The 23,547-nt window shown below is 49.0% G+C and carries 22 protein-coding genes and 1 pseudogene; 11 read left to right on the top strand and 12 right to left on the bottom strand.

The window, feature by feature from the left end:
• Nucleotides 1-107: 107 nt before the first annotated feature.
• Entirely contained in the window at nucleotides 108-1,463 is a 1,356-nt protein-coding gene (locus tag BGK46_RS04040; protein ID WP_069587269.1) for a dihydroorotase, read from the top strand.
• Nucleotides 1,464-2,082: 619 nt separating this feature from the next.
• Entirely contained in the window at nucleotides 2,083-3,714 is a 1,632-nt protein-coding gene (locus BGK46_RS04035; RefSeq protein ID WP_069587268.1) for an ABC transporter ATP-binding protein, read from the top strand.
• Between the two features lie 80 nt (nucleotides 3,715-3,794).
• On the opposite strand, the gene BGK46_RS04030 is transcribed toward BGK46_RS04035, so the two are convergent.
• Nucleotides 3,795-5,312: a fumarate hydratase gene (locus tag BGK46_RS04030; RefSeq protein WP_069587318.1), complete on the bottom strand. Its 1,518-nt coding sequence runs from the start codon at nucleotides 5,310-5,312 to the stop codon at nucleotides 3,795-3,797.
• 238 nt (nucleotides 5,313-5,550) lie between these two features.
• Between BGK46_RS04030 and pabB the strand changes: the two genes are divergently transcribed.
• From pabB to BGK46_RS04010, 4 genes are all read left to right on the top strand, one after another.
• Nucleotides 5,551-6,933, top strand: a complete 1,383-nt coding sequence (gene pabB, locus BGK46_RS04025; RefSeq protein ID WP_084781251.1) for an aminodeoxychorismate synthase component 1 — start codon at nucleotides 5,551-5,553, stop codon at nucleotides 6,931-6,933.
• A gap of 25 nt (nucleotides 6,934-6,958) precedes the next feature.
• Nucleotides 6,959-7,858, top strand: a complete 900-nt coding sequence (locus tag BGK46_RS04020) for an NUDIX hydrolase (protein ID WP_084781249.1) — start codon at nucleotides 6,959-6,961, stop codon at nucleotides 7,856-7,858.
• A 249-nt stretch (nucleotides 7,859-8,107) separates the two neighbouring features.
• Nucleotides 8,108-9,379 carry a serine/threonine transporter gene (locus BGK46_RS04015; RefSeq protein WP_069587267.1) on the top strand — a complete coding sequence of 424 codons (1,272 nt, stop codon included), beginning with the start codon at nucleotides 8,108-8,110 and terminating at the stop codon, nucleotides 9,377-9,379.
• Nucleotides 9,380-9,604: 225 nt separating this feature from the next.
• Nucleotides 9,605-10,966, top strand: a complete 1,362-nt coding sequence (locus tag BGK46_RS04010; RefSeq protein WP_069587266.1) for an L-serine ammonia-lyase — start codon at nucleotides 9,605-9,607, stop codon at nucleotides 10,964-10,966.
• A 153-nt stretch (nucleotides 10,967-11,119) separates the two neighbouring features.
• On the opposite strand, the gene BGK46_RS04005 is transcribed toward BGK46_RS04010, so the two are convergent.
• Both BGK46_RS04005 and nfsA read right to left on the bottom strand, forming a co-directional pair.
• Nucleotides 11,120-11,713, bottom strand: a complete 594-nt coding sequence (locus BGK46_RS04005; protein WP_069587264.1) for an acetate uptake transporter — start codon at nucleotides 11,711-11,713, stop codon at nucleotides 11,120-11,122.
• 264 nt (nucleotides 11,714-11,977) lie between these two features.
• Entirely contained in the window at nucleotides 11,978-12,700 is a 723-nt protein-coding gene (gene nfsA, locus BGK46_RS04000; protein ID WP_069587263.1) for an oxygen-insensitive NADPH nitroreductase, read from the bottom strand.
• A gap of 240 nt (nucleotides 12,701-12,940) precedes the next feature.
• Between nfsA and BGK46_RS03995 the strand changes: the two genes are divergently transcribed.
• Complete coding sequence (locus BGK46_RS03995; protein WP_069587260.1) at nucleotides 12,941-13,207, top strand: GrxA family glutaredoxin; 267 nt, start codon at nucleotides 12,941-12,943, stop codon at nucleotides 13,205-13,207.
• 68 nt (nucleotides 13,208-13,275) lie between these two features.
• Here BGK46_RS03995 and BGK46_RS03990 read toward each other — a convergent pair whose 3' ends face one another.
• The 6 genes from BGK46_RS03990 to BGK46_RS03965 all read right to left on the bottom strand — a co-directional run bounded on the left by BGK46_RS03990 (nucleotide 13,276) and on the right by BGK46_RS03965 (nucleotide 16,192).
• Complete coding sequence (locus BGK46_RS03990) at nucleotides 13,276-13,548, bottom strand: DUF4282 domain-containing protein (RefSeq protein WP_069587258.1); 273 nt, start codon at nucleotides 13,546-13,548, stop codon at nucleotides 13,276-13,278.
• A gap of 44 nt (nucleotides 13,549-13,592) precedes the next feature.
• The gene (locus tag BGK46_RS03985; RefSeq protein ID WP_069587257.1) at nucleotides 13,593-13,856 is read right to left on the bottom strand and encodes a Txe/YoeB family addiction module toxin; all 264 of its coding nucleotides are present in this window, start codon (nucleotides 13,854-13,856) and stop codon (nucleotides 13,593-13,595) included.
• Nucleotides 13,853-14,095, bottom strand: coding sequence for a type II toxin-antitoxin system Phd/YefM family antitoxin (locus BGK46_RS03980; RefSeq protein ID WP_021022842.1), 243 nt, complete (start codon nucleotides 14,093-14,095; stop codon nucleotides 13,853-13,855). The genes BGK46_RS03985 and BGK46_RS03980 overlap by 4 nt, the downstream gene beginning before the upstream one ends.
• An 87-nt stretch (nucleotides 14,096-14,182) precedes the next feature.
• Nucleotides 14,183-14,998 (bottom strand): arylamine N-acetyltransferase family protein, encoded by an 816-nt coding sequence (locus tag BGK46_RS03975; protein WP_069587255.1) that lies wholly within the window; start codon nucleotides 14,996-14,998, stop codon nucleotides 14,183-14,185.
• Between the two features lie 60 nt (nucleotides 14,999-15,058).
• A complete protein-coding gene (locus BGK46_RS03970; protein ID WP_069587253.1) occupies nucleotides 15,059-15,700 on the bottom strand; it encodes a LysE family translocator in 642 nt (213 codons plus the stop codon).
• 27 nt (nucleotides 15,701-15,727) lie between these two features.
• Entirely contained in the window at nucleotides 15,728-16,192 is a 465-nt protein-coding gene (locus BGK46_RS03965) for a GNAT family N-acetyltransferase (protein WP_069587250.1), read from the bottom strand.
• Between the two features lie 495 nt (nucleotides 16,193-16,687).
• On the opposite strand from BGK46_RS03965, the pseudogene BGK46_RS17995 reads away from it, so the two are divergent.
• A pseudogene (locus BGK46_RS17995) lies at nucleotides 16,688-16,795 on the top strand (IS110 family transposase); the annotation flags it as partial.
• A gap of 197 nt (nucleotides 16,796-16,992) precedes the next feature.
• On the opposite strand, the gene BGK46_RS03955 reads toward BGK46_RS17995, so the two are convergent.
• The 3 genes from BGK46_RS03955 to BGK46_RS03945 form a co-directional block, all read right to left on the bottom strand.
• The gene (locus BGK46_RS03955; RefSeq protein ID WP_069587246.1) at nucleotides 16,993-17,424 is read right to left on the bottom strand and encodes an NUDIX hydrolase; all 432 of its coding nucleotides are present in this window, start codon (nucleotides 17,422-17,424) and stop codon (nucleotides 16,993-16,995) included.
• Between the two features lie 77 nt (nucleotides 17,425-17,501).
• Nucleotides 17,502-18,254, bottom strand: coding sequence for a BRO family protein (locus BGK46_RS03950; RefSeq protein ID WP_069587243.1), 753 nt, complete (start codon nucleotides 18,252-18,254; stop codon nucleotides 17,502-17,504).
• Between the two features lie 98 nt (nucleotides 18,255-18,352).
• The gene (locus BGK46_RS03945) at nucleotides 18,353-18,910 is read right to left on the bottom strand and encodes a hypothetical protein (protein WP_069587241.1); all 558 of its coding nucleotides are present in this window, start codon (nucleotides 18,908-18,910) and stop codon (nucleotides 18,353-18,355) included.
• Between the two features lie 771 nt (nucleotides 18,911-19,681).
• Between BGK46_RS03945 and BGK46_RS03940 the strand changes: the two genes are divergently transcribed.
• The 3 genes from BGK46_RS03940 (at nucleotide 19,682) to BGK46_RS03930 (ending at nucleotide 23,507) form a co-directional block, all read left to right on the top strand.
• A complete protein-coding gene (locus BGK46_RS03940) occupies nucleotides 19,682-21,361 on the top strand; it encodes an aspartate:alanine antiporter (RefSeq protein WP_069587238.1) in 1,680 nt (559 codons plus the stop codon).
• 100 nt (nucleotides 21,362-21,461) lie between these two features.
• Nucleotides 21,462-22,136, top strand: a complete 675-nt coding sequence (locus tag BGK46_RS03935; protein ID WP_069587235.1) for a response regulator — start codon at nucleotides 21,462-21,464, stop codon at nucleotides 22,134-22,136.
• 3 nt (nucleotides 22,137-22,139) lie between these two features.
• Nucleotides 22,140-23,507, top strand: coding sequence for an ATP-binding protein (locus BGK46_RS03930; protein WP_069587234.1), 1,368 nt, complete (start codon nucleotides 22,140-22,142; stop codon nucleotides 23,505-23,507).
• The last annotated feature ends 40 nt before the right edge of the window (nucleotides 23,508-23,547 follow it).

The following is a 23,547-nucleotide window of genomic DNA, read 5'->3' as shown; positions in this document are numbered from 1 at the left end:
AAACTTGTGTTAATTGATGTTTATATCACCTTGTAAAATCAAGGGCTGAATCAGGTAATCGTTTGCGCTACTATAGCGCCGACGCCTTTACATGTAAGGATGACAACATGACCACCCTGCTATTTAAAAACGCTTCTGTCGTCAACGAAGGACAAATTGTTGAGACCGATGTGCTGGTCGAAAACGGCCGAATCTCTCAGATTGCCCGCGATATTAGTGCCCCTGCCGCGGCGGACTGCCGTGTGATTGATGCATCAGGCAAACATTTGTTGCCCGGTATGATTGACGACCAAGTGCATTTCCGTGAGCCGGGATTCCCGAAAAAGGGAACCATCGCGACCGAGTCCAAAGCGGCCGTCGCAGGCGGTATCACCACGTATATGGAGATGCCCAACGTTAACCCCCCTACCACCACACTCGACGCTTTAGAAGAAAAGTATCAACGTGCGTCTCAATCCAGCCACGCTAACTATGCCTTCTATTTGGGCGCGACCAACGACAACATTGATGAAATTCGTCGCCTCGATCCGAACAGTGCCTGTGGTGTTAAAGTCTTTATGGGGGCTTCCACCGGCAATATGTTGGTCAATGATCCTGACACCCTTGACGCTATCTTCGCCGATTGCCCAACCTTGATCGCAACCCATTGCGAAGATACCCCGATGATCACCGAACTCGAGAACATTTATCGCGAGAAATACGGTGAGGACGTACCGATTGATGCCCACGCGCATATTCGCTCCAAAGAAGCGTGTCTAAAATCATCCCAGTTGGCGGTCAATCTCGCTAAAAAACACGGTACACGCCTACATGTGCTGCACTTGACCACTGAAGATGAGCTGTATCAGTTTGAGCCCGCGAAAACGCTCGAAGCGCTTCAGCAAAAGCAGATCACCGCTGAGGCCTGTGTGCATCACTTATTCTTTAACCGTGATGACTACGCGACCAAGGGCACCTTGATCAAATGTAATCCAGCCGTCAAAGAAGCCCATCACCAACAAGCACTGATCAAAGCGGTGAAAGACGGTGTGATCGACGTGATTGCCACCGACCACGCCCCTCACACCTTTGAAGAAAAGCAAAACAGTTACTTTAAAGCGCCAGCAGGCTTACCACTTGTTCAGCACGCGCTTCAAGTGGCACTTGAGTTTTATCATCGTGGTATTTTCGATTTGCCTTTGGTGGTGCAAAAAGTCTCACACGCGCCAGCGGTGCGTTATCAGGTGAAAGAGCGTGGCTTTATCCGTGAAGGATATTGGGCCGACTTGGTGCTGGTAGACCTCAACCAGACGCAAACGGTCGGTAAAGACAACCTCTTCTACCAATGCCAGTGGTCACCGTTCGAAGGCCATACCTTTGGCTCAAGCATCGATATGACGATTGTGAACGGTCAAGTGGCATTCGAGCACGGCCAGCATAGTGACGAGCGCTACGCGACACGTTTAGAGTTCGATCGCAGCTAAGCTGACATGGCGTGCGAATTGCACGATTCGCACGCCTTTTATACGCCCGATGTCTGAGCCTTCCTGCCCAACGGCGCCCACAAAACAAACAACCCAAACCTTGCTTATCCTCCTGATTATTGACTATCGCGAACGCTAAAAGCCGTGATTTTGTCTGTGAGTTCAAAGTCTGACATGGTAAATCTTGCAGTTAATAACAGTTTGCTTTTATATCCGAATCGTATATTGTGTGGGTGATATATGGATATTCACGCTGCTTGGTATCAACATCTGATTATGTTGAAAAGCTGTGTTCGCAAGGAGAGGTAACCTGAAGCGCATTTCGGTTATCGCGGCACTCGTATCCTACCTCTTCCACTGGCGCAAGCTGTTCATTTCCCTGAATGGGTAATGAGTCGCTCCAGCTGGCTGATATCCGCATCTAGGGGATATGTTGTTGAGCTTGGCTCGCAAATATCAACCCAACATGATTGAACCAGAGCAAGTGGCACCCCCACTCGCTTAATCTCTAACAATCGAGCGCTAGCCCTTTATCGAGTAATACGTGCAATGCATTAACGCTTTGCACAATAACCTTGGGCTGGCGAGTGACGTCGAATAATCAACCAGTGAGGTGATGATGTCTTCATCTGCTTCTAAGCCACTGCTTAGTGTCAATAATCTAAGCGTGTCATTTACCACGAACGATGGCATCGTTGATGCTGTAAAAAACGTCAGCTTTGACATCATGCCCGGCGAAACACTCGCCATTGTCGGTGAGTCAGGCTCGGGGAAATCCGTATCCAGCAGTGCCGTAATGGGCTTGCTCCCCAACAACGCCATCGTCAAACCAGACTCGCAAATCTCGTTTAACGACACCGATGTGTTACGCCTTTCCAACAAGCAGATGCAAGCCATGCGCGGCGATCGCGTTGCCATGATCTTCCAAGAACCGATGACCTCACTGAACCCCTACATGCGTGTCGGTGAACAGCTGACCGAGGCGATTCAGTGCCACCACCGCACCACACCTGCGAAAGCCAAAGAGCGCATTATCGAGTTGCTTAAATTGGTACAACTGCCTAACCCAACCGGCGCACTTGAAAAGTATCCACACGAATTCTCCGGCGGTCAGTTGCAACGGATCATGATCGCGATGGCGCTGGTCAACGAACCTGATTTGCTGATCGCCGACGAGCCGACCACCGCATTGGACGTAACCGTGCAAGCCGAGGTATTGAACCTGATCGGCGACCTACAAAAGAAAATGGGCATGGCGATCATGTTCATCTCACACGATTTAGGTGTGGTCAAACACCTTGCTGACCGTGTTGTGGTGATGTGTAAAGGTAAAGTGGTAGAGACTAACGAAACCCAAGCACTGTTTGCAGACCCGCAAGAAGATTACACCAAGATGCTGATTGATGCAGTGCCTCGCGGTCGCAAAGAAACCCCCCGAGAGGACGCAGAAAACCTGTTGTCGGTGGATAACGTCACCATCAAATATTTCTTGGGCGCCGATTTCTTTGGCGGTAACAAGCGCTATTTTGAAGCGGTGAGTAACATTAGCTTGTCACTACGCCGCGGTGAAACACTGGGCATTGTGGGTGAATCAGGTTCCGGTAAATCCACACTCGGCCGTGCCATCATGCGCCTTCTTCCCGTAGCAGAAGGCCGTGTATGCTTTAAAGGTCAGGATATTCATGACATTAAAAACAGTGAAAATAAAGCACTGTGCCGTGATATGCAGATGGTGTTCCAAGACCCATTTGGGTCGCTATCGCCACGTATGACAGTGGGGGAAATTGTTGCCGAAGGTCTTCGTACTCACTTCCCTGAGCTGAGTAAAAAAGAACGCCTTGACCGCGTCAAAGATGCGCTTTATGAAGTACGCCTTGATAGCTCTGCAATTAACCGTTATCCGCATGAGTTTTCAGGCGGCCAGCGTCAACGTATCGCGATTGCGCGTGCCCTGATCCTCAACCCAGCATTCATTCTGCTTGATGAGCCAACGTCAGCATTGGACCGCTCCGTCCAGTTGACCGTCATCGACTTGCTGAAAGATATTCAGAAACGCCACAACATCGGCTATCTGTTCATCAGCCATGATTTGAGTGTGGTTCGAGCCCTGTCTGATCGCGTGATGGTGATGCAAAAAGGGAAAGTGATGGAAGCGGGTACGCCAGAAGAAATCTTCCATAACCCGCAACACGAATACACGCGTAACCTGATTGCTGCCTCATTCGATCTCGACGAAGAGGAAGTCGCCTAACGCATACGCGTGGTGATACGGTTAAAAAAAATGCGCCAAAATTGGCGCATTTTTTATTGCTGCTCATGACAGACTAGCGACTAGCTGTCCATTTCCGCAATTTTCACTTTCCATGTATCCGGACCAATTTGGTGCGCGTTCTGCCCTTGCGAGTCAACCGCGACGGTCACCGGCATGTCTTCGACTTCAAACTCATAAATCGCTTCCATACCCAGATCTTCAAACGCCACCACGCGCGCTTTCTTAATCGCCTTCGATACCAGATAGGCAGCACCGCCAACAGCCATTAAGTAAACGGCTTTGTGGTTTTTGATCGATTCTACCGCCGCTGGACCGCGCTCGGCTTTACCAATCATGCCCATCAAGCCGGTTTCGGCGAGCATCATGTCGGTAAATTTATCCATACGTGTTGAGGTGGTTGGCCCAGCCGGACCGACAACTTCATCACGAACCGCATCCACAGGGCCGACGTAATAGATAAAGCGGCCGTTAAAATCGACCCCGTCAGGCAATCCTTCGCCATTGCGTAGCATTTCTTGAATACGTTTATGCGCCGCATCACGCCCGGTCAGAATTTTGCCCGAGAGCAAGACAGTCTCCCCGGTTTTCCAGCTCTGCACATCTTCTTTGGTGACCGTATCAAGATTTACGCGGCGGACGTTGTCGCCCACTTCCCACGTCACTTGCGGCCACTCTTCCAATTTCGGTGGAGTCAGGTCCGCCGGCCCAGTCCCATCAAGCGTAAAGTGCACATGGCGAGTCGCGGCGCAGTTGGGGATCAAACACACAGGTTTTGAGGCAGCATGCGTGGGAGCCGTTTTCACTTTTACGTCAACCACAGTCGTTAAACCGCCAAGCCCTTGTGCACCGATACCTAACTTGTTCACACGATTGAAAATATCGAGACGTAGCGCTTCTTCGGCATTGCTTGGACCACGGTCGATAAGCTCTTGAATATCAATGTGCTCCATCAGCGACTCTTTCGCCAACACCGCCGCTTTTTCCGCCGTGCCGCCGATACCAATACCTAACATCCCCGGAGGACACCAGCCCGCGCCCATTGCAGGCAAAGTTTTTTCCACCCACTCGGCCACATCGTCCGACGGATTGAGCATCACCATCTTGGTTTTGTTTTCTGAGCCGCCCCCTTTGGCTGCAATTTGAATATCGACCGTATTGCCCGGCACCATATCAATGTGAACCACCGCTGGGCTGTTATCGCGAGTGTTTTGGCGCTTACCCGCAGGATCGGCGACCACAGAGGCACGCAGTGGATTATCTGGGTTGGTGTATGCGCGTCGTACGCCTTCATCAACCATCTGCTGAACGGTCATATCATGGCGATCCCACTGTACCGCCATACCCACTTTGACAAAGCAGGTCACAATGCCGGTATCTTGGCAAATCGGACGTTGCCCTTCTGCCGACATGCGGGAGTTGATCAAAATTTGTGCAATAGCGTCTTTCGCCGCTTGGCTTTGCTCCTTGTGGTAGGCTTTTTCTAGGGCTTGAACAAAATCAAGGGGATGGTAGTAAGAGATATATTGCAGGGCATCTGCAACACTTTCGATCACGTCTTGCTGTTTAATTGTGGTCATCATTGCCTCTGGTGTCATTTGCAGGACCCAAAGCGGGTATCCAGTGTGGGGGAGCCTTCCCCTCGTTATTATCGTTACGTCTGTTGAGCACGCACACCCTGTGATTATAGAAGCCGCGGGTTTACATGACCTCGGCGGGTTTATTCAGTGTGCGTCTGCCGGAAAAGGCCTTGCTATGATACGCTTAGCGCTATTCTCGCGCCATACAGCGCATCAATCGTGATCACAAAAAAGAAGAATGCAGCCACAAAACGCCACTATGCTGACCACTACACCGATTCCTTACGCAACGGACTTGGCCCTCACCCTGTTTAATAACATTGCCCACCAGCCTTGGGCCATGCTGTTGCACTCGGCAACCCGTACCCACCCGGACAGTCGTTTTGATATTGTGGTCGCCGATCCTCTTGCCACCGTGGCGGCGCGAAACGGTCAGGTTACCACCCATTACACCGCCAGTGGCGACACCCAAACGCACATCGACGATCCATTTACATGGGTAAGTTCACTTCAAGCGCAGCTACTCCCTGATATCGACGCTATCGAGCCTTGGCCTTTTATTGGCGGGGCACTGGGCTATTTCGGCTATGATTTAGGCCGATGTGTGGAAACCTTGCCCGTCATTGCTCGTGATGAGCTCGATGTGCCTGACATGGCCGTGGGGATTTATGATTGGGCTCTGATTGTGGATCACCACCAGCAAACGGCAGTCGTAATTGCACCGGATAGTGACACACGTTGGGCATGGCTTAATCGCCAGCAGGCGCCGCAAACCACACCATTCGAGCTCACCGAAACCTGGCAAGCCAACATGAGCGAAGCGGATTACACCGCGAAGTTCGCCAAGGTCAAAGACTACCTGCATGCCGGCGATTGCTATCAAATCAACTTAGCCCAACGCTTTAGCGCACGCTATCAAGGCGACGAGTGGCAAGCCTACCGCAAACTCGCCACCAGCAATGGCGCGCCGTTTTCTGGATTTATCCGCTTAGCAGACAGTGCAGTACTCTCGGTCTCGCCGGAGCGCTTTTTATCCGTACACGACAAACATATCGAAACCAAGCCCATTAAGGGCACCCGACCACGCTTTAGCGACCCCGAACAAGATGCCGACAGTGCCCACGCGTTGAAATCAGCCAGCAAAGATCGGGCGGAAAACTTGATGATTGTTGACTTGTTACGTAACGATATCGGTCGTGTCGCCTCGCCAGGTAGCGTTTCTGTGCCTAAACTCTTTGATATAGAGAGTTTTCCTGCGGTACACCACTTGGTCAGCACGGTCACCGGCACCCTGCCCGAGGACAAAAGTGCGCTTGAACTGCTACGCGCCGCCTTTCCGGGCGGTTCGATAACCGGCGCCCCCAAAGTGCGTGCCATGGAAATTATCGAAGAGCTTGAGCCGCACCGACGTCATGTCTATTGCGGCAGTTTCGCCTACCTCAGTCGTTGTGGCCGAATGGACTCTAGCATCACCATCCGCACCTTGGTGGGGCATCAAGGCCAGCTCCATGTCTGGGCAGGCGGTGGATTGGTTGCCGACAGTGAAGCCGACGCGGAATATCAAGAAACACTCGATAAGGTCAGTCGTATCCTGCCCGTTCTAGCACAGTCTGATGGGTAAGCGGCAGGAATAAAGAGAGGTTGTTATGACAGAGATTGCTCCCCCACAAACGTGGACATCACACCGCTTCGCGGCATCCATACGTGCCTCAAGCCAAGGTGAGGGAGCACCTGCCTCAGCGCCACAATATGGGCTCGATCATAACCCACTGTTTATCGACCATCCTTTGCAGCACGTGGCTGCAACCCCTGCTTATTTCAGCGATCATACAATAAACAGTCGCCACATTGCCGCCAGCCAAGAGAGCTTGTCACCGGCGGTGCCCCAGCATTGGGAGCGAGGAGAGAGAAAAACGCGTACACCACTGCAACCGGGTGACATTCTCCAACGCTTTAGCCTCAGCCCACTGGCACGTCACGACAATCGTATTCTTAACCGCGTTCGACTCGCCCCCCGCATTCTACGCGGATTAGACTTTCAACCGGCAGCGGTACTGATCGGCTTAGTGGCGCGCCCCAACGGTATTCAGTTGATTTTGACCCGCCGCGCCGATCATTTAAAGCATCATCCGGGCCAAGTGAGCTTTCCCGGCGGTAAACGCGAAACGGTCGATTGCGACAACATCGCGACTGCAACCCGCGAGATGTGGGAAGAAACCGGCATTCAGGTTGGCCGCGAACACATTATTGGCGAGCTTTGTCCTCTGCCCACCGTCACCGGTTACTACATTCATCCGGTGCTGGCATGGGTGGATCCCCAATACCAACCGATACTGGATGACAACGAAGTAGCCGAATGTTTTGAGGTGCCTCTTGATACTCTGTGCCAACCCGGCCATATCCGCGAACAATCCTTCTATCTCTACGGACAATGGCATCCAGTTGCCGCGTTTTATCATCAAAACCGGTTAATATGGGGTGCAACAGCACAACTTTTGCGCGCGCTGGTCACGCAATTATCATTACATGTCTCTTGCTCAAGATAACCGCAAAAACCATGCAATAAGTACTGTTTTTAGTGCACATTGGTGCTTATTCAACCAACAAAAAACTTGACACTTTTGCCGATAATCTTGGCGGATCCCGTCACGTTAGGTGATTATAATCACACTTTGGTGCAATAGTTTCGCCTATCTTTTTCATATAGCGATCCAGCTCTTGGTTTTCTACGTGGAAATCGCCAGAATTCGCCATCCCTGATTTCTGTTCCCCTACACAATGTGAGTAGTATTGTTATGCAAACGACCTCGACCACAGGTACCAGTGCGACATCGCGCCTGCGCTGGACCAAACAAGATACAACTTGGGCGCTCTCTCTTTTTGGCACAGCGGTAGGCGCAGGTATCCTGTTCTTGCCAATTAACGCCGGCATGCACGGATTCTGGCCGCTCGTAGTGATGACCCTGCTTGTTGGTCCTATGACCTTTTTTGCCCACCGTGGCCTATCTCGCTTTGTCCTATCGTCAAAGAAGCCCGGCAGCGATATCACCGAAGTGGTTGAAGAACACTTTGGCGCGACCGCGGGTAAGATCATCACCCTGCTCTACTTTTTTGCCATTTACCCTATCGTGTTGATCTACGGCGTCGGTATCACCAACACCGTTGATTCTTTCTTAGTCAACCAGCTAGGTATGGCCTCACCGCCACGCGTGATCCTGTCACTGGTTCTGATCCTCGGTATGATGGCTATCATGCTGCTGGGTGAGAAAATCATGCTACGCGTGACCCAGTTCTTGGTTTACCCACTGGTCGGTATCTTGCTGTTTATGTCGCTGTACCTGATCCCAGAGTGGAACACGGCGGCGCTATCACAAGTCCCTTCCGTTGGTGACTTTACCATCACTCTTTGGATTTCTATCCCAGTGTTGGTCTTCGCGTTTAACCACAGCCCTGCGATTTCAGCGTTCTCAATGGCACAAAGCCGTGACCACGGTAAAGATGCCGAGCAGAAATCTGCGCAAATCTTGCTGCGTGCGGCAGGTATGCTGCTTGGTTTCGTGATGCTGTTCGTGTTCTCTTGCGTGCTGTCACTGACCCCTGCCGATCTGGCAGCGGCGAAATCAGAAAACATCGCGATTCTTTCTTACCTCGCTAACAAGCACGAAAGCCCATTCATTTCGTACCTAGGTCCTATCGTCGCGTTCGTGGCTATCGTCTCTTCGTTCTTCGGTCACTACTTAGGTGCTCGTGAAGGTCTGAACGGTTTGATCGTCAAAGTGATGCGTGGCGCCGATAACAAACCAGTCAACCGTAAGAAAATCGACGTGTTCACTGTGGTCTTCATGATCCTGACCATTTGGCTGGTTGCGACCCTAAACCCAAGCATTCTGGGTATGATTGAATCACTTGGCGGCCCAATCATTGCCACCATCCTATTCATTATGCCAATGTACGCCGTGAAAAATGTGCCAGCAATGAAGAAGTATTCAGGTACAATTAGCAACGCCTTTGTATTGGTCATGGGTTTGATTGCAATCTCAGCCATTCTTTACGGTTTGTTCTTCTAAATCGCAATAAAATGCGTGATAGTCATAGAGGTGACTATCGGGATGACTCAGTCAACCGCATCCATCGATGTTTGCGGTGATTCCCAAAAAAATCAGGAGTGGGGTTTGCCCTGCTCCTGATTCTCATTACGAGCGCGGTATCGCTCGTTATCACAGTCAATACCACGGACGGATTGCGTAAACACTAAATCCATTGCCCTTAGGGCATTGACTGAGGTAAGACACATGATCAGTGTTTTTGACATTTTTAAGATTGGTGTAGGTCCTTCCAGCTCTCACACCGTTGGCCCAATGAAAGCCGGTAAATGCTTTATTGATGAGCTCGTCGCGAATCAACGTTTAACCGACGTCGATCGGATTAGCGTTGATGTCTACGGCTCTTTGTCTCTCACCGGTAAAGGCCACCACACCGATATCGCCATCATCATGGGCCTTGCAGGCAACAGCCCTGAAACCGTTGATATTGACTCGATTCCTGGCTTCGTCAAACGCGTCGAAGACACCGAGCAACTGCCGCTGGGCGAACAGCGGCATGTGGTCGCTTTTCCGCGTGACGGTGGAATGAACTTCCATACCTCTAACCTCTCCTTGCACGAAAACGGCATGCAAATTCATGCGTGGCAAGGTGATGAGTGTGTGCTGAGCAAAACCTATTACTCGATCGGCGGCGGTTTTATTGTCGAAGAAGCCGAGTTCGGTCAACCTGCCATGCAAACGGTTGAAGTCCCTTACGACTTCAATACCGCAGACGGCTTGTTGGCGCTCACGCAAGAAACCGGTTTTTCCATCAGCGGTTTGGTCATGGCTAACATGCGAGCCATGCACAGCCAAGAAGAAATCGATACCTACTTTGCTGACATTTGGAAAACCATGCAGGCGTGTATGAACCGCGGCATGGAAAACGAAGGGGTGCTTCCGGGACCACTGCGTGTGCCACGCCGTGCCGCTGCGCTGCGTAACCAATTAAAAACCAGCGAAAAATACAACATTGATCCGATGGCCGTAGTGGATTGGGTGAACATGTTCGCCTTTGCCGTCAACGAAGAAAACGCCGCCGGTGGCCGTGTCGTAACCGCACCAACCAATGGCGCGTGTGGCATTATCCCCGCCGTACTGGCCTACTACGATAAGTTTATCGAAACCGTCGACAAGCAAACCTACACGCGCTATTTCGCCGCATCCGGTGCAATTGGTGGCTTGTATAAGCAAAACGCCTCGATTTCTGGTGCAGAAGTCGGCTGCCAAGGCGAAGTAGGCGTTGCCTGCTCTATGGCTGCCGCAGGCTTGGCCGAGCTAATGGGTGGTAGCCCTCATCAAGTGTGCATGGCGGCAGAAATCGCTATGGAGCACAACCTCGGTTTGACCTGTGACCCAGTTGCGGGCCAAGTGCAAGTGCCTTGTATCGAGCGCAATGGTATTGCCGCGGTGAAAGCGATTAACGCCTCTCGTATGGCGCTTCAACGCTCTTCCGAGCCACGTGTTTCTTTGGATAAAGTCATCGAAACCATGATGGAAACCGGTAAAGACATGAATGCAAAATACCGTGAAACATCGCAAGGCGGTCTTGCGGTTAAGGTGATGTGCTAACCGTCTTTGACGCGATAAGCACCGTTCACACGGTATAAAAAAGCCCGAGTTCGTCATGAACTCGGGCTTTTTATTTGGGCTTAGCGCTAACCTATTAAGCCTCAGCGAAGCCACGATAACCGCGTGAGCCTATACGCCCACGCGGTATAGCCATTAAGCGGCGTGTTGCGCCACAGCTGCCTGTGGCTGTTTGTCGCCCACTGGCAAAATAGTGCGACCATATTCTTCGTTTAGCACTTGCGCCATCGCGAAATAGATCGCGCTTAAACCACACACAATCCCTTCAAAGCCTGCAATGGTGCCAATAAAGGCACTGCCGGTGAAATCACGCGCGGCAAGTAGGAAGAACAGTACCGTCAAACTACCGAAAACAAACTGCTTGGCGAAGCAATAGCGCAGTGAGCCGATAAACATAAAGCCGGTGAACAGGCCCCACATGACCAAATACCATCCCATAAATGCGGCTGGGCTGGCCTCAGCAATGCCAAGCTTTGGCATCACAATCAAACCAACCAGCGTCAACCAAAACAGGCCGTATGAGGTAAACGCTGTGGTGCCAAAGGTGTTGCCCTTTTTAAATTCCATGATGCCCACGATCACTTGCGCGAGGCCTCCGTAGAACAGGCCCATCGCCAAAATCATGCTATCAATCGGAAAGAACCCGGCGTTATGAATGTTTAACAGCACGGTTGTCATACCGAAACCCATCAACCCCAAAGGCGCTGGATTAGCCAATTTGTTTTCCATAGTTACCCTACTTCGAAAAAATATGATTCAAAAGTCAAAAACTGTGCTCACAACCCTAAGGAAAAATGATCGTACAGCACAAAAACGCGGCAATATTACGGGTTATACCAAGGATGTAAATAGGTTTTGGCACATTAAGGAAAAATCCAACTTTAAGCCAACAAAACAGTGAGAAAACTTAGGCACATTGCGCCCAAAAACATAAAAAAAGCAGCGTAATGCTGCTTTTTTACACGGTGAATATGAAAGGGAAACTTGATGCGTTTAGCGGGTGCTAAAGCCCTGCTTATTCACAAAATCCTTCATAAATGGGCGCGACTCTTTTTCCAATGTTGCCGAGATTTGCTCGCTCCAAGACATATCTTTGTTGCCCCCCGTGCGGGTTTGATAATACTCGCGCACTTGCTGATCGTATTCACCAAGCGCTTTTTCATCCATCGCTTGATAGCTGTTCTCGTGCACTAACAAAGATGCAGGCAACTTAGGCTTGCGCTCCGGATCTTGAGCGGGCACCCCCAAACACATCCCGAATAAAGGCAACACATGTTTAGGTAATGCCAACAACTCAGCCACTTTGCTCGGCTGATTACGTAGGCCACCAATATATACGCCGCCTAGGCCCATCGACTCTGCCGCCACCATGGCATTTTGCGCCATCAGCGCGCTATCAATGGCACCGATGAGCGTCTGTTCGGTAAAACCTAGTTGGGCATTAGGACTGATTTGCTCATGGCGATGGAAATCGGCACACCACACTAAAAATTCCGCACAGTCGGCCACATACGCTTGGTTGCCCGCGTATTCCGCCAATAAGCGTCGTTTTTCTTTGTCCGTCACACGGATAATGCTGGTGCACTGCAAGAAACTTGAGCTGGATACCGCGCGCGCCGCATCAATAATCTGGGTCAATTGCTCGGAAGAAATCGCGTCTTGAGTAAATTTACGAATAGAGCGGTGAGAAAGCAGTGTCTCAATCGTTGGATTCATGATGGGTCCTTTTAATCGGTATAACATCAGGTGATACGGGTATACACTTTTCTATACGGTGTCGCAAACCACTGCTCTGCCTACTATTCCGCCATATTGTTAGCCATCCGCGTCATACAAGGCCTTACGTGCGGTGAAAAAGAACAATCGATTTTTTCTATCAATGCAAAAGGTAATTTCGTCTTTTTTCTTACCCGGGGATCGGGCATAGTAAACCCATTGACGCTAAAGGAGATGACTATGTTCGTCGTAATTTTTGGCCGCCCTGGCTGCCCATTCTGTGTTCGCGCAAAAGATTTGGCTGAAGAATTGAAAACAAGCCGTGAAGATTTCAACTACCGCTATGTGGATATCCACGCAGAAGGTATCAGCAAAGCCGATCTGGAAAAAACCGTCGGTAAACCGGTTGAAACTGTGCCACAAATCTTTGTTGACCAAGAGCACGTTGGCGGCTTTACCGAGTTTGAAGCCTATGCCAAAGAAAACCTCGGCCTGTATCAAGAATAAGGCGCCGATAATCTTACTAAAAAGCCAGCATCTCGCTGGCTTTTTTATACTCAACACTATCAACGTATTTACACGTCTGAACGCTCCTTCACGTCTTTTAGACTTTGAAGATTTTCGTTGATTTTAAAAATCACAATCATCAACTCACACCAAATCCTTGCCCCTACTGCACCGGCAACAATAGTAAACAGGCCAATAGCAACGTTTTCCAACCGCATCCCACCGTAGCTACCAAACATAGTGCCCAGTCCAGAGAACAACGCAATCAGTAACAGCAGCCAATACAGTCCGGTGACCAGTTTTGGCGTCAACATTGAATTAAAAAAGAAGATAGATTTCACACTTTGTTCCTTAAAAAATGAGAAAAAGGGATTCGAATCAGCCACTATTCATAATGGCTCCAGAGCCTGAGCACTTTCACCACTTGTTCATCCTCGAGGACTTGATAGACCAAGCGATGTTGAATATTAATACGGCGTGAATAGGCACCAGTGAGATCGCCGACAAGCTTTTCAAATGGAGGAGGTTTACGGTAGGGGTCGTCTTCGATCAGTGCTAACAGTTCTTGCGCTTTTGGTTTTAGGCCACTGGAAGCCAGCTTTTTTGCGTCTTTCTGGGCTTGTTTGGTGTAAACCAACTTCCATGTCACCAGTCCAACTCCTCATCGCATTCATCCGTCGGCGTGGCGATGCCTTCGCGAATTGACTCACGCATCCCTGGTACAGAAAGCAAATAGAGTGTTTCCTGAATGGCTGACCAGTCTTCTTCAGAAATCAGCACTGCTTTGTTACGTTTGCCCGCAATAACAATGGGCTGATGCGATTCGGCGGTTTCATCAATGAGCCGATACAATTTGCTACGCGCTTCAGTGGCAGTGATCCCCGTCATAGCGCCTCTCCGGTGATTAGTTTTTAAACAATTGTACGACATCGAGTACGTACGTCAAGACGAACGTACTCGTTAATATCCGCTCACTCAAACCGCCGCGTTGGCCGTCACCTGTGCAAACGCGGTTTCCAACACCGCTTTCGGTGGTTGCAGTAAAAACACCTCATGAACAAGCTGAGTTAATGACTCGACGCTATCGATGCTTTTATCGGTCATGAGGTGCCCTGCCGCATCCCACACCAAAAACTGCTGATTACGAATCAAATATTGGTGTGAAGCGGTGATCAACGACACCACGAGGTTATTGACGAAAATGGCTTCGGGGTGTTGATGAGAATAGAAATGCGCCACTTCAAAGTCGGCTTCTACTACGTCGTAGAGCTCAACCTCGTACAGCGTTAATGGCGGTTGCTCGGGCTCGTGTAATACCACGGTCACCACATCGCCATTGCGCGTGATTTGATAGGTATCGTGCCCGATGGTGCAGGTGCGCTGGTTGATATTGAGTAAGCCGCGCGGGGTTTTATTGCCAAAACCAACGTCCACTAGATAAGTCTCGCCATCGAGCTCAAGCACATTCATACGATGGGTGCGTGGATTGGTAGGTTTACCATTAAGCATCACTCGCGCCAGCACACTGCGCACATCAAACCCCAAATGTTTCAGGGCAAGGTAGGCAATCTTGTTATGCTCAAAGCAATAGCCGCCTTGTTGGTTCACCACCAACCGCTCAAACAATGCATCCGTCTGTAAAGAAAGCGACTGCCCTGCCAAGGCATTAAGGCTAGAAAACGCATACCGCGCCAAGTGCTTTTCAATAAGCTCAGTGACCAGTGCCACGCCCTTCGCCTCACTCAACGCGAGGCGGTGTAAATACTGTTCAATCATGGGTGCTGATGTCATCGTCGACTCCTTATGTGAATGGCACCAGATTAACCCCTCAAGTTGGGTTGAGGTAAAGCCTCACGCAGGATTGCGACTAAAAGCAGAGCGCAGTAACCCTAAACCTGCCAGCGCAAAGATCCCAGACACTACTCGCTCAACCCAATGCGCCACTTTTTGGTAGACGTTCATCACGCCGTTGATTGAAAACAACAGAGAGTACATCCCATTCACCAAAAAGCCGACCAGCATACAAGTCAGCACCGCAGCGACAAGAAATAGCCCATCGCTGCTTGAGCCCATTCCAACCGACAAAGCCGCCATCCATGCCACCACGGTTTTAGGATTAGAGGAATTTAGAACCACGCCACGAACAAACCATTTTCGGTATCCCGCTTCTTGGCTATCGGTTGTTGAGACCGACGCGGCGGCATTAAAGGATGATTTAAAAGAAAGGTAAGCCAGCCATAGAAGATAAACGCCACCCACGATTTTTAGCAGCATGAGTAAATATACCGACCCTTGTAGCACCACACCCAAGCCACTGGCGGCGACAATGCCCCAAAAAAGCAGCCCAATAGATAACCCTGCGCCGTAAACAAGGCTAACTTTTCGCCCCTTCCTCATGGCGATGGTTGCATTGGAGATATTCGCCGGCCCCGGAGAGACCGCGACAACAAAAAATGCGAACCCGATTGAAACCAGTGATAAAACGTCAGTCATCCTTGCTCCTTATTATCGATGTTGTGTTTAGAGTGGTTTTTCCATCGGCACGCAATCCAACCGGATCCCTTTTGGAGCGTGATACGTTGATATCTCATCGCCCACAAAGCCGCATGCACGATAAAATGGCGCTGCATTGAGCGTGGATTCGAGCGTTAGCAATCGCAAGCCCTGCTCTTTCGCTAGGAGCTCTAAAAACTGGAGCATCTTTTTCGCCGCGCCCCTGCCACTGTAATCTGGCTCAACAAAGATGGCATCCACCACTCCTGTTTGTGTGTTGAGCTTACCGCTGCCGATAACCTGCCCGTCTATTTCAGAAACGTAAAACATATCAACCACGTCGGCAATAAAACGCTCAGACACGCTACCCTGCGTCCAAAGTGAAAGCTGCTCTTCCGTATAATGAGCCGAACACTTAGTTAAAATAGCTCGGTTTCTTAAATCAAAAATAGCTTGCGCATCGCTTTGGTTAGCTTTTCTAATGGTGATCAAAACGCTTCCTTTTTTGTGTAAGCTGAGTAACTTTCTGTTATGTCGTGAAGGTAAAGAGTTTGTATTCTTGTCTGGTTAAGCGGAGCAAGTCCAGTATCACCTTAATGCCTTTGCTATGTTTGTAGCTAAATGAGGCTCCTGACCGTTTAAAAACTACGTTTACTAGATGAGACAAACTTCCTCAACTTAGATGCTGTAACACTTCAATTTGAATGCTTCGTAACAAGCTTTGAGTATGTTCTGACTGTAAATCGAGTTCGCACCAACCGTCAGTTCCCATGTATTCGGCAGAAATATATCTAATACTTTTAAGATCAATTTCATCGTTGATGACTCCAGTTAGCCTGAAAATACCTGACTTTGTATGGATTCTGCTAATTTTGAAATTTTCCATAAACCTCCGAGAACATAACGAATGACATGGACTCCCCCTCATGAAGATCTGCCACACACTTAGGTGCGGCCTTTAATAACGGAGGTAACCATGTCTACTCAATTTTTTGTGGCGTTGATCTCTCCAAGTACCACTTTTCTCTTCACGCGGTGAATGACCACGGAAAAGTCATTCTCCCTAATTCGTTCCCACGCAGGAGCGTGGGAACGAGAAATGGCCCTGTCGCATGATTGGCAGACAGCGCTGAGACCGCAGTAAGAGACCTCCTATATGTGTTTGCCGTAAGCAATGACTTAATGGCGGAAATGACAGAGCAAAGCAGACGAATTGGTTGTTCGAGAACACTAGCTGCTGGCGCAGCCAAAAGAATGCTATTGCCTATTGACCGGAGAAGGGCTCATATGTGTTATATGCACAGAATTTCCGCTTGTTTGATGGCATCAGAGAATACTTTATGACACTTAAAATCGGGCTGACTGCCTACTTTATGCCAGAAGAAATTGAATTCATGCCCGCCGTCGTCTTGAGTAAAGAAGCTCCAGTTGTTCGGTAATTGTTGCTCTATTTCACAAAGCACGAAATGCCACAAATGATTTTGAAAACCGCTTTCCCAACTACCTAGGTAGCGAGTTCTTGATACGCTAGATAACCCTGATTCTTCTTTCAGCTCTCTCAAGGCGGCACTTTCAATAGAAATATCCGACTGTTCTAATGTACCTTTAACCAACTGAACTTCAGCTAATGGATGTTCAAACAGCAGTAACTCGCGATTGTTTCCTGATTTTCTAAGCACTATAGGGCAGACTTTGACTTCCCTCTTTCGGATTCTTTCTTCCACTGAACTCTCCCGTGCATATAACGCTTAGAACAGTTGCAAAATAATTGTCAATTGCTTTGTATTGTTAGACTATGGTTTCAATGATAGCGTTGAACCTCACCGTAAGCTTGTTCTAAAACGAAAAGTGGATAACGATATTTTAATTTATCATCGTCATTAGGTTTTTTACTGTCGGCACCTGATTGCAATTTTATTTTTTGACACCATACCCATAATAGTTCAGGATCCGTTGCGGTGATGTTATTATTTTCTATAAACGAAGATATTGAAATTAGTTCGTCATCTTTTATATCACTCTCAATCGCAGTTACTCGATCATCGATCGTCATGACTTTTTTCTCTAATTCTTCCCTTTTTTCAATTTCTTGGGCAAGCAGCGTAACGTTTTGTTTAAGTAAAGCAACCATCGTACTCATTTCCGATGCACCTTGTTTAGGTGACGGATAACAACCAAATTGCCTAATTGACGGTAAAACATCCTCAAAAACCCAATCTTGAAATCTTTCTGAAGCATCACTTTGGTCGTAAGTCAGAAGTTTATACAAGCCAGCCTCTGTAATATAAAAATCGAAATCGGCTCCAAATTCATTTGCTTGTGAAAGAGGAATTATTACTCGGTGCTTATCTTTTAAAACAGTAGATAATTTGCTCAGTAAACCAGCAAAACCCTCTCTTTTCCCTTTCGTCGATGAGAAATACACATTGTCTTTAGACAAAACTTGTACCACATCGGGAAAACAGAATAATACTTTTCCATCTTGTTCGATTGTCCGAATTTGCACTTCACCATTCGCACTGGGGTACAATAATTGATATTTCTTTTCCTTCATAAAGTCTCCAAATATGATGAATAGCCTAACGCTTGTAGCACGGGCAAAGTTGTAGCGCAGCGGAAACTTTGTCCCAGTGACTGCGCTTGTTAGGTGAATTACAATAACTCACCAAGATATACTTCTTGAATTGGTAAATAGCTTTCAGGCTTGGCAATAATCAAGACATCAGGGTCTAGGGCAGTTCCTTCTTGTTGAGCTCTAGTTACGTGCTGTTGTATCCGACCTAGGTCGGAATTAATACAATGAAAGATGACCAAGCCGTATCTATAACTTCTCCTTAGCTCAGAGAGTTTCTCAATATCATCTACGAATTCTGCGTAACTCAAATCAGGAGTAGCTTTAACTTCCATTGCAGCAATTTGATGATCAGTAGTATTCGGTTCATGAAGCATAAAGTCTGGAGAGCGTCGATTGCCTAATGGGAAAACTCCATATCTTCTTGCTTCTTCATCGGTAATTACAACTTTTACAAATTCAGAATGAAGGTACACATTCTGAATGGGGCCGTGCAAGCGCTCATACCCATACATTGCCACTCTCAAAAAATGATAGAGTTCATAACAATAAACTCGCTCGACGAAACCGAAATAACCAGGACCAACTCTTCCAATCGCATACCTAAGCCATTCCAAAAATATTTTAGGAGTAATCATTATTCACCTAACATTGTATTAGCGCGCACACTCACTTCCCCAAAACCGTTACACGCGCCTTTTATTTATTAACTAACTGTTATTAATTATATTTATCGCGATTACTATCTGTCTCTTCCCCGCGAAAGTGTGCATGCCGCCTATCACGGCTGGTGCATTCACACTATCCCCAAACCTAGTAATGTAACCCATTGATGAATAGATTCTTTTATTTTACTGGACTGAGAAAGCGTGAATGCATGATGAGAAAGCGTGCATCCTATTTGGCTTCTATCTCGATAAGCTGGTTAACTATCCAGTCTTTCTCCACGCTACCGCCCATCGATTGTCCGCATCCGGTAAGCGATCTGTCTTTTTGTTTACTTTTTAGCCTACCAAATGTCTAAATACCTTTTCATGCGCTAGTGTCCAAAATGTTAGCTAGCGCTTGTTCTGTGATATTCGCTCCAAAAAATCACTTTGCGGTCGGTTAAGAGAGTCGCGTTTGGCGGATGTGGGCTGGGAAAAATAGCAGGCGTAAAAGTGTCGTTTTAGCGGTGTTTAGGGGAGGCAGAAAGCCGCAATAGCTGGGTGCTAGCGAGAGTGCCCACTGGCGTCTAGAAACTCGGCGGTGGTGAATTCTTTGGTTTAATTTGACCAAACGCGGTTAATTGGTCCTTTTTTACGCAAAATTAATGATTATTTCACTAAATTTGTACAACAAATTGTGATTTAGGTTGGTATAATTTTCACCACTTTAACCTCCTCCGCACGCTGTTGGATATTTGTGCTGTGAATATAGACGTCAATAACCTCCTGCTCCAAAACGATATTTTGCTCCTTTTTGTGGTACTTGCCATGGGCCTTGCGGTTGGAAAGGTCAAAATTGGTAATGTGCAATTGGGTGGATCCATCGGTGTACTGTTTACCGCAATCATTTTCGGTAACGCTGGGTTCACCTTCTCGCCTGATGCGCTCAGCATCGGTTTTATGCTGTTTATCTACTGTGTAGGTATTGAGGCAGGCCCGAACTTTTTTGGCGTTTTCTTCCGCGATGGTAAGTCGTATTTGCTTCTGGCGCTCACTGTGCTGCTCAGTGCCATTGGCTTAACCTTGTTTTTCCAAGAGCAATTGGGGCTGGATATCAGCATTGCCACCGGCATGATGGCAGGTGCGCTGACTGCAACGCCGGTACTGGTGGGCGCGAAAGATGCCCTAAATTCCGGACTCACGGGCGTTGAGGGTGAGCAACTGGGCATGATGATCGATAACCTCAGTGTCGGTTATGCCATGGCGTACTTAACCGGTTTGGTGAGCTTGATTGTGCTGGCGAAATTGATGCCGAAGTTACAGCGCCACAACTTAGAGCACTCTGCACAGCAAATCGCCATTGAACGCGGCTTGGGGAGTGAGTCGCAGCGTAAAGTCTATTTACCCATTATTCGCGCCTATCGGGTCGGCCCTGAACTCATTCAGTGGATTGATGGCCGCAATCTGCGCGAGCTGGGCATTTATCGTCAAACTGGCTGTTACATCGAGCGCATTCGTCGTAATGGCATTTTGGCGAACCCAGATGGAGACGCGATTTTGCAAGAAGGCGATGAGATTGCACTGGTGGGCTATCCCGATAGCCATGCCCGCCTCGACCCCAGTTTCCGTAACGGCAAAGAAGTGTTTGATCGCGATCTGCTCGACTTGCGCATTGTCGAAGAAGAAATTGTGGTAAAGAACGACAGCGTCGCGCAGAAGAAGCTTTCCGATCTGAATCTGTCAGAATATGGCTGCTTCTTAAACCGTGTGGTGCGCGCACAGGTGGAAATGCCGATGGACCAAGGCATTATTCTCAATAAAGGTGATGTGCTGCAAATCAGCGGTGAGAAAAGCCGCGTGAAAGGTCTGGCTGAGCGCATTGGTTTTATTTCGATTCACAGCCAAATGGCCGATCTGCTCGCGTTCTGCTGTTTCTTTATTCTCGGCCTTGGGCTGGGGATGATCACCATGACCTTCGGCCAAGTGACCTTTGGTTTGGGTAATGCCGCTGGTTTGTTGCTGGCGGGAATTAGCTTAGGCTATTTGCGCGCCAATCACCCCACGTTTGGTTATGTGCCGCAAGGGGCGCTGAATATGGTCAAAGAGCTGGGGTTGATGACATTTATGGCTGGCATTGGATTAAGTGCCGGTGGCCGTTTATTTGAATACATCGCCGATATGGGCTTTTCAGTGATCATTGCCAGTATCTTTATCAGCGTGATCCCTGTGATTATCGCCTATTTGATTGGCGCCTATGTGTTGAAAATGAACCGTGCGTTGTTGTTTGGTGCCATTGTCGGTGCGCGTACCTGTGCGCCTGCGATGGATATGATTAACGAGCATGCCCGCAGCACCATTCCGGCGCTGGGTTATGCAGGCACCTATGCGATTGCCAACGTGATCCTCACCTTGGCCGGTACTCTGTTGATCATTCTGGTGTAATTTATTGGCTAACCTTCTATTCGGTCAGCAATAATTCAGCGACTATGCATATAATGAAAGCGTCCAATTTGGGCGCTTTTTTGCTCACAAGGGGTTACGCATGCAGGTGCTTATTATCGAAGATGATTCGATTCTCAGTCATCACGTGAAAACGGAGCTGACTGAGCTGGGTCATCATGTGCGCTGTGCCAGCACAGCCAGCGAAGGGCTGTATTACGCCGATCAATTTCCAAATGACATTGCAATCATTGACTTAGGCTTGCCCGATCAAGATGGTATTAGTTTGATTCGCGACATTCGCGCCAAGGGGCTGCGTTTGCCTATTTTGGTGTTAACCGCTCGCGCGAATTGGCAGGATAAAGTGACCGGGCTGGATGCCGGCGCGGATGATTACTTAGTGAAGCCGTTTCAAAAGCCTGAATTGGTGGCACGGCTGAATGCCTTGGTGCGACGGAGTGCCGGTTTTGTGAAGCCCACCATTACCGCAGGCGATATCGAGCTCGATTTGCTGGCCAAATCCGTCTCGGTAAAAGGCCAGCCTTTAGAGCTAACCGCCTTTGAGTATGATCTGTTTGAGTACTTGATTCGCCACAGCCGCGAAGTAATCTCCAAACAACGCTTACTCGATGTGCTGTATCACGACCAAGACGGCGATCCGAATACCATCGAGGTGATGATTAGCCGTTTACGCAAAAAACTGGTACAAAGCGGTCATGAAAACCCGATTTCCACCGTGCGTGGTCAAGGGTATCTTTTTGAAATTCAAGCTGAGTAATTCATGAAATTAGGCCAATTCGCTTTGTGTCGTTGCCGCACGCGGTTGCGGACCCGTGTGCTTGCTACCTCGATCGGTATTATTTTACTGTTTTCGATTGCCCTTGCGGCGTTGATTAATAAGCTGTACCAGCAAAACTCAATGGCGGCGTACTCGCGCGATTTGGTGTCGCAAATTCCGATGGTGATGGCGCAGCTCAGCCGCGATGGCTTAATCCGAGCCGACCAGCTCACCGCGTGGATCCAATCGCTTGATCCGTCGAGCTCGGATTATATGTCGGTACTCTGCACCCCAGAAAATCACACGTTATGGACATCTCGAGATGTCAAAGCCTTTGAGGTGGATGACATTTGTGCCCTCTTCCCCTCGCAAGCTACCACGCCACAGTATCTCTCGATTGCCGGGTTTAACGTGGTGGCCCAACGGCTATCTTCTGATAAGCAGCCAAGCGATAGTCCTAATCATTTGTATGTGCTGCGTAATGTGGGGCAAGAACAGCAACAGCTCGCCAACTTGGAAACAGAGACATGGTTTTACATCAGTTTGCTGTTCTTTTCTGCTTCTGCGCTGGTTGTGGCGGCCTGCCATTGGAGTTTTTCGCCACTGCGCCGCTTGGCGAGAGAGCTGATTGCAATCACCGAATCGCGCCAACAAACCTTGGACAGTGATTACCCTGATGAGCTGCAAGATCTCACCCAAGCACTCAACCAGATGATCACGCAGCGGGAAAAGCAAAAAGTGCGTTATCGTCACGCTATGGACGACTTGGCACATAGCCTTAAAACACGCTTAGCGGCCACCAACGCCCTACTCGATGATAACAGCCTGAGTCGCGAGCAATTGAACAAGCGTATTTTGGAGCAAGTCAGCCAAATGGATGACATGGTTCAGTACCAGCTTAAACGGGCTTTGGTGGGGCAACGCGGCCTAAAGCGTGATGACAGCTCGCTAACCATTCCTGTCGATAGTCTGACGGGCATGTTAGATAAAGCCTATCGAGATAAACCAGTGACGGTGATCCGTGGTTTTGCTGACGATGCCACCCTCCCGCTTCATCGCAGCGATCTTATGGAACTGTTGGGGAATTTACTCGAGAACGCGTACCGCTTTTGTCTGGAGCAGGTGCTGATCCGATTGGAAGATAAAGGCGATGCGTGGCAGCTTTCTATCGAGGATGACGGCCCCGGCGTGCCGGAGTGCTATCGCGAGAGTATTTTTCAGCGCGGCGTGCGTGCCGATCAGCTAAATCCGGGCACGGGGATTGGCTTGGCGGTGTGCGATGAAATTATTGCCAGCTATGATGGCACCATTCAAGTCGCCCAATCCTCATTACAAGGCGCTGCGTTTGTTCTCACCCTGCCCAAACGCTAGCTAACACCGTGTTTGATGCCAACATCGAGTAGGGTGAGCG

The organism is Salinivibrio sp. SS2 (assembly GCF_001722075.1).
Lineage (GTDB): Bacteria > Pseudomonadota > Gammaproteobacteria > Enterobacterales > Vibrionaceae > Salinivibrio > Salinivibrio proteolyticus.
Note: the sequence above shows the minus strand (reverse complement) of the source record. Positions and strands in the feature narration are given on the sequence as shown.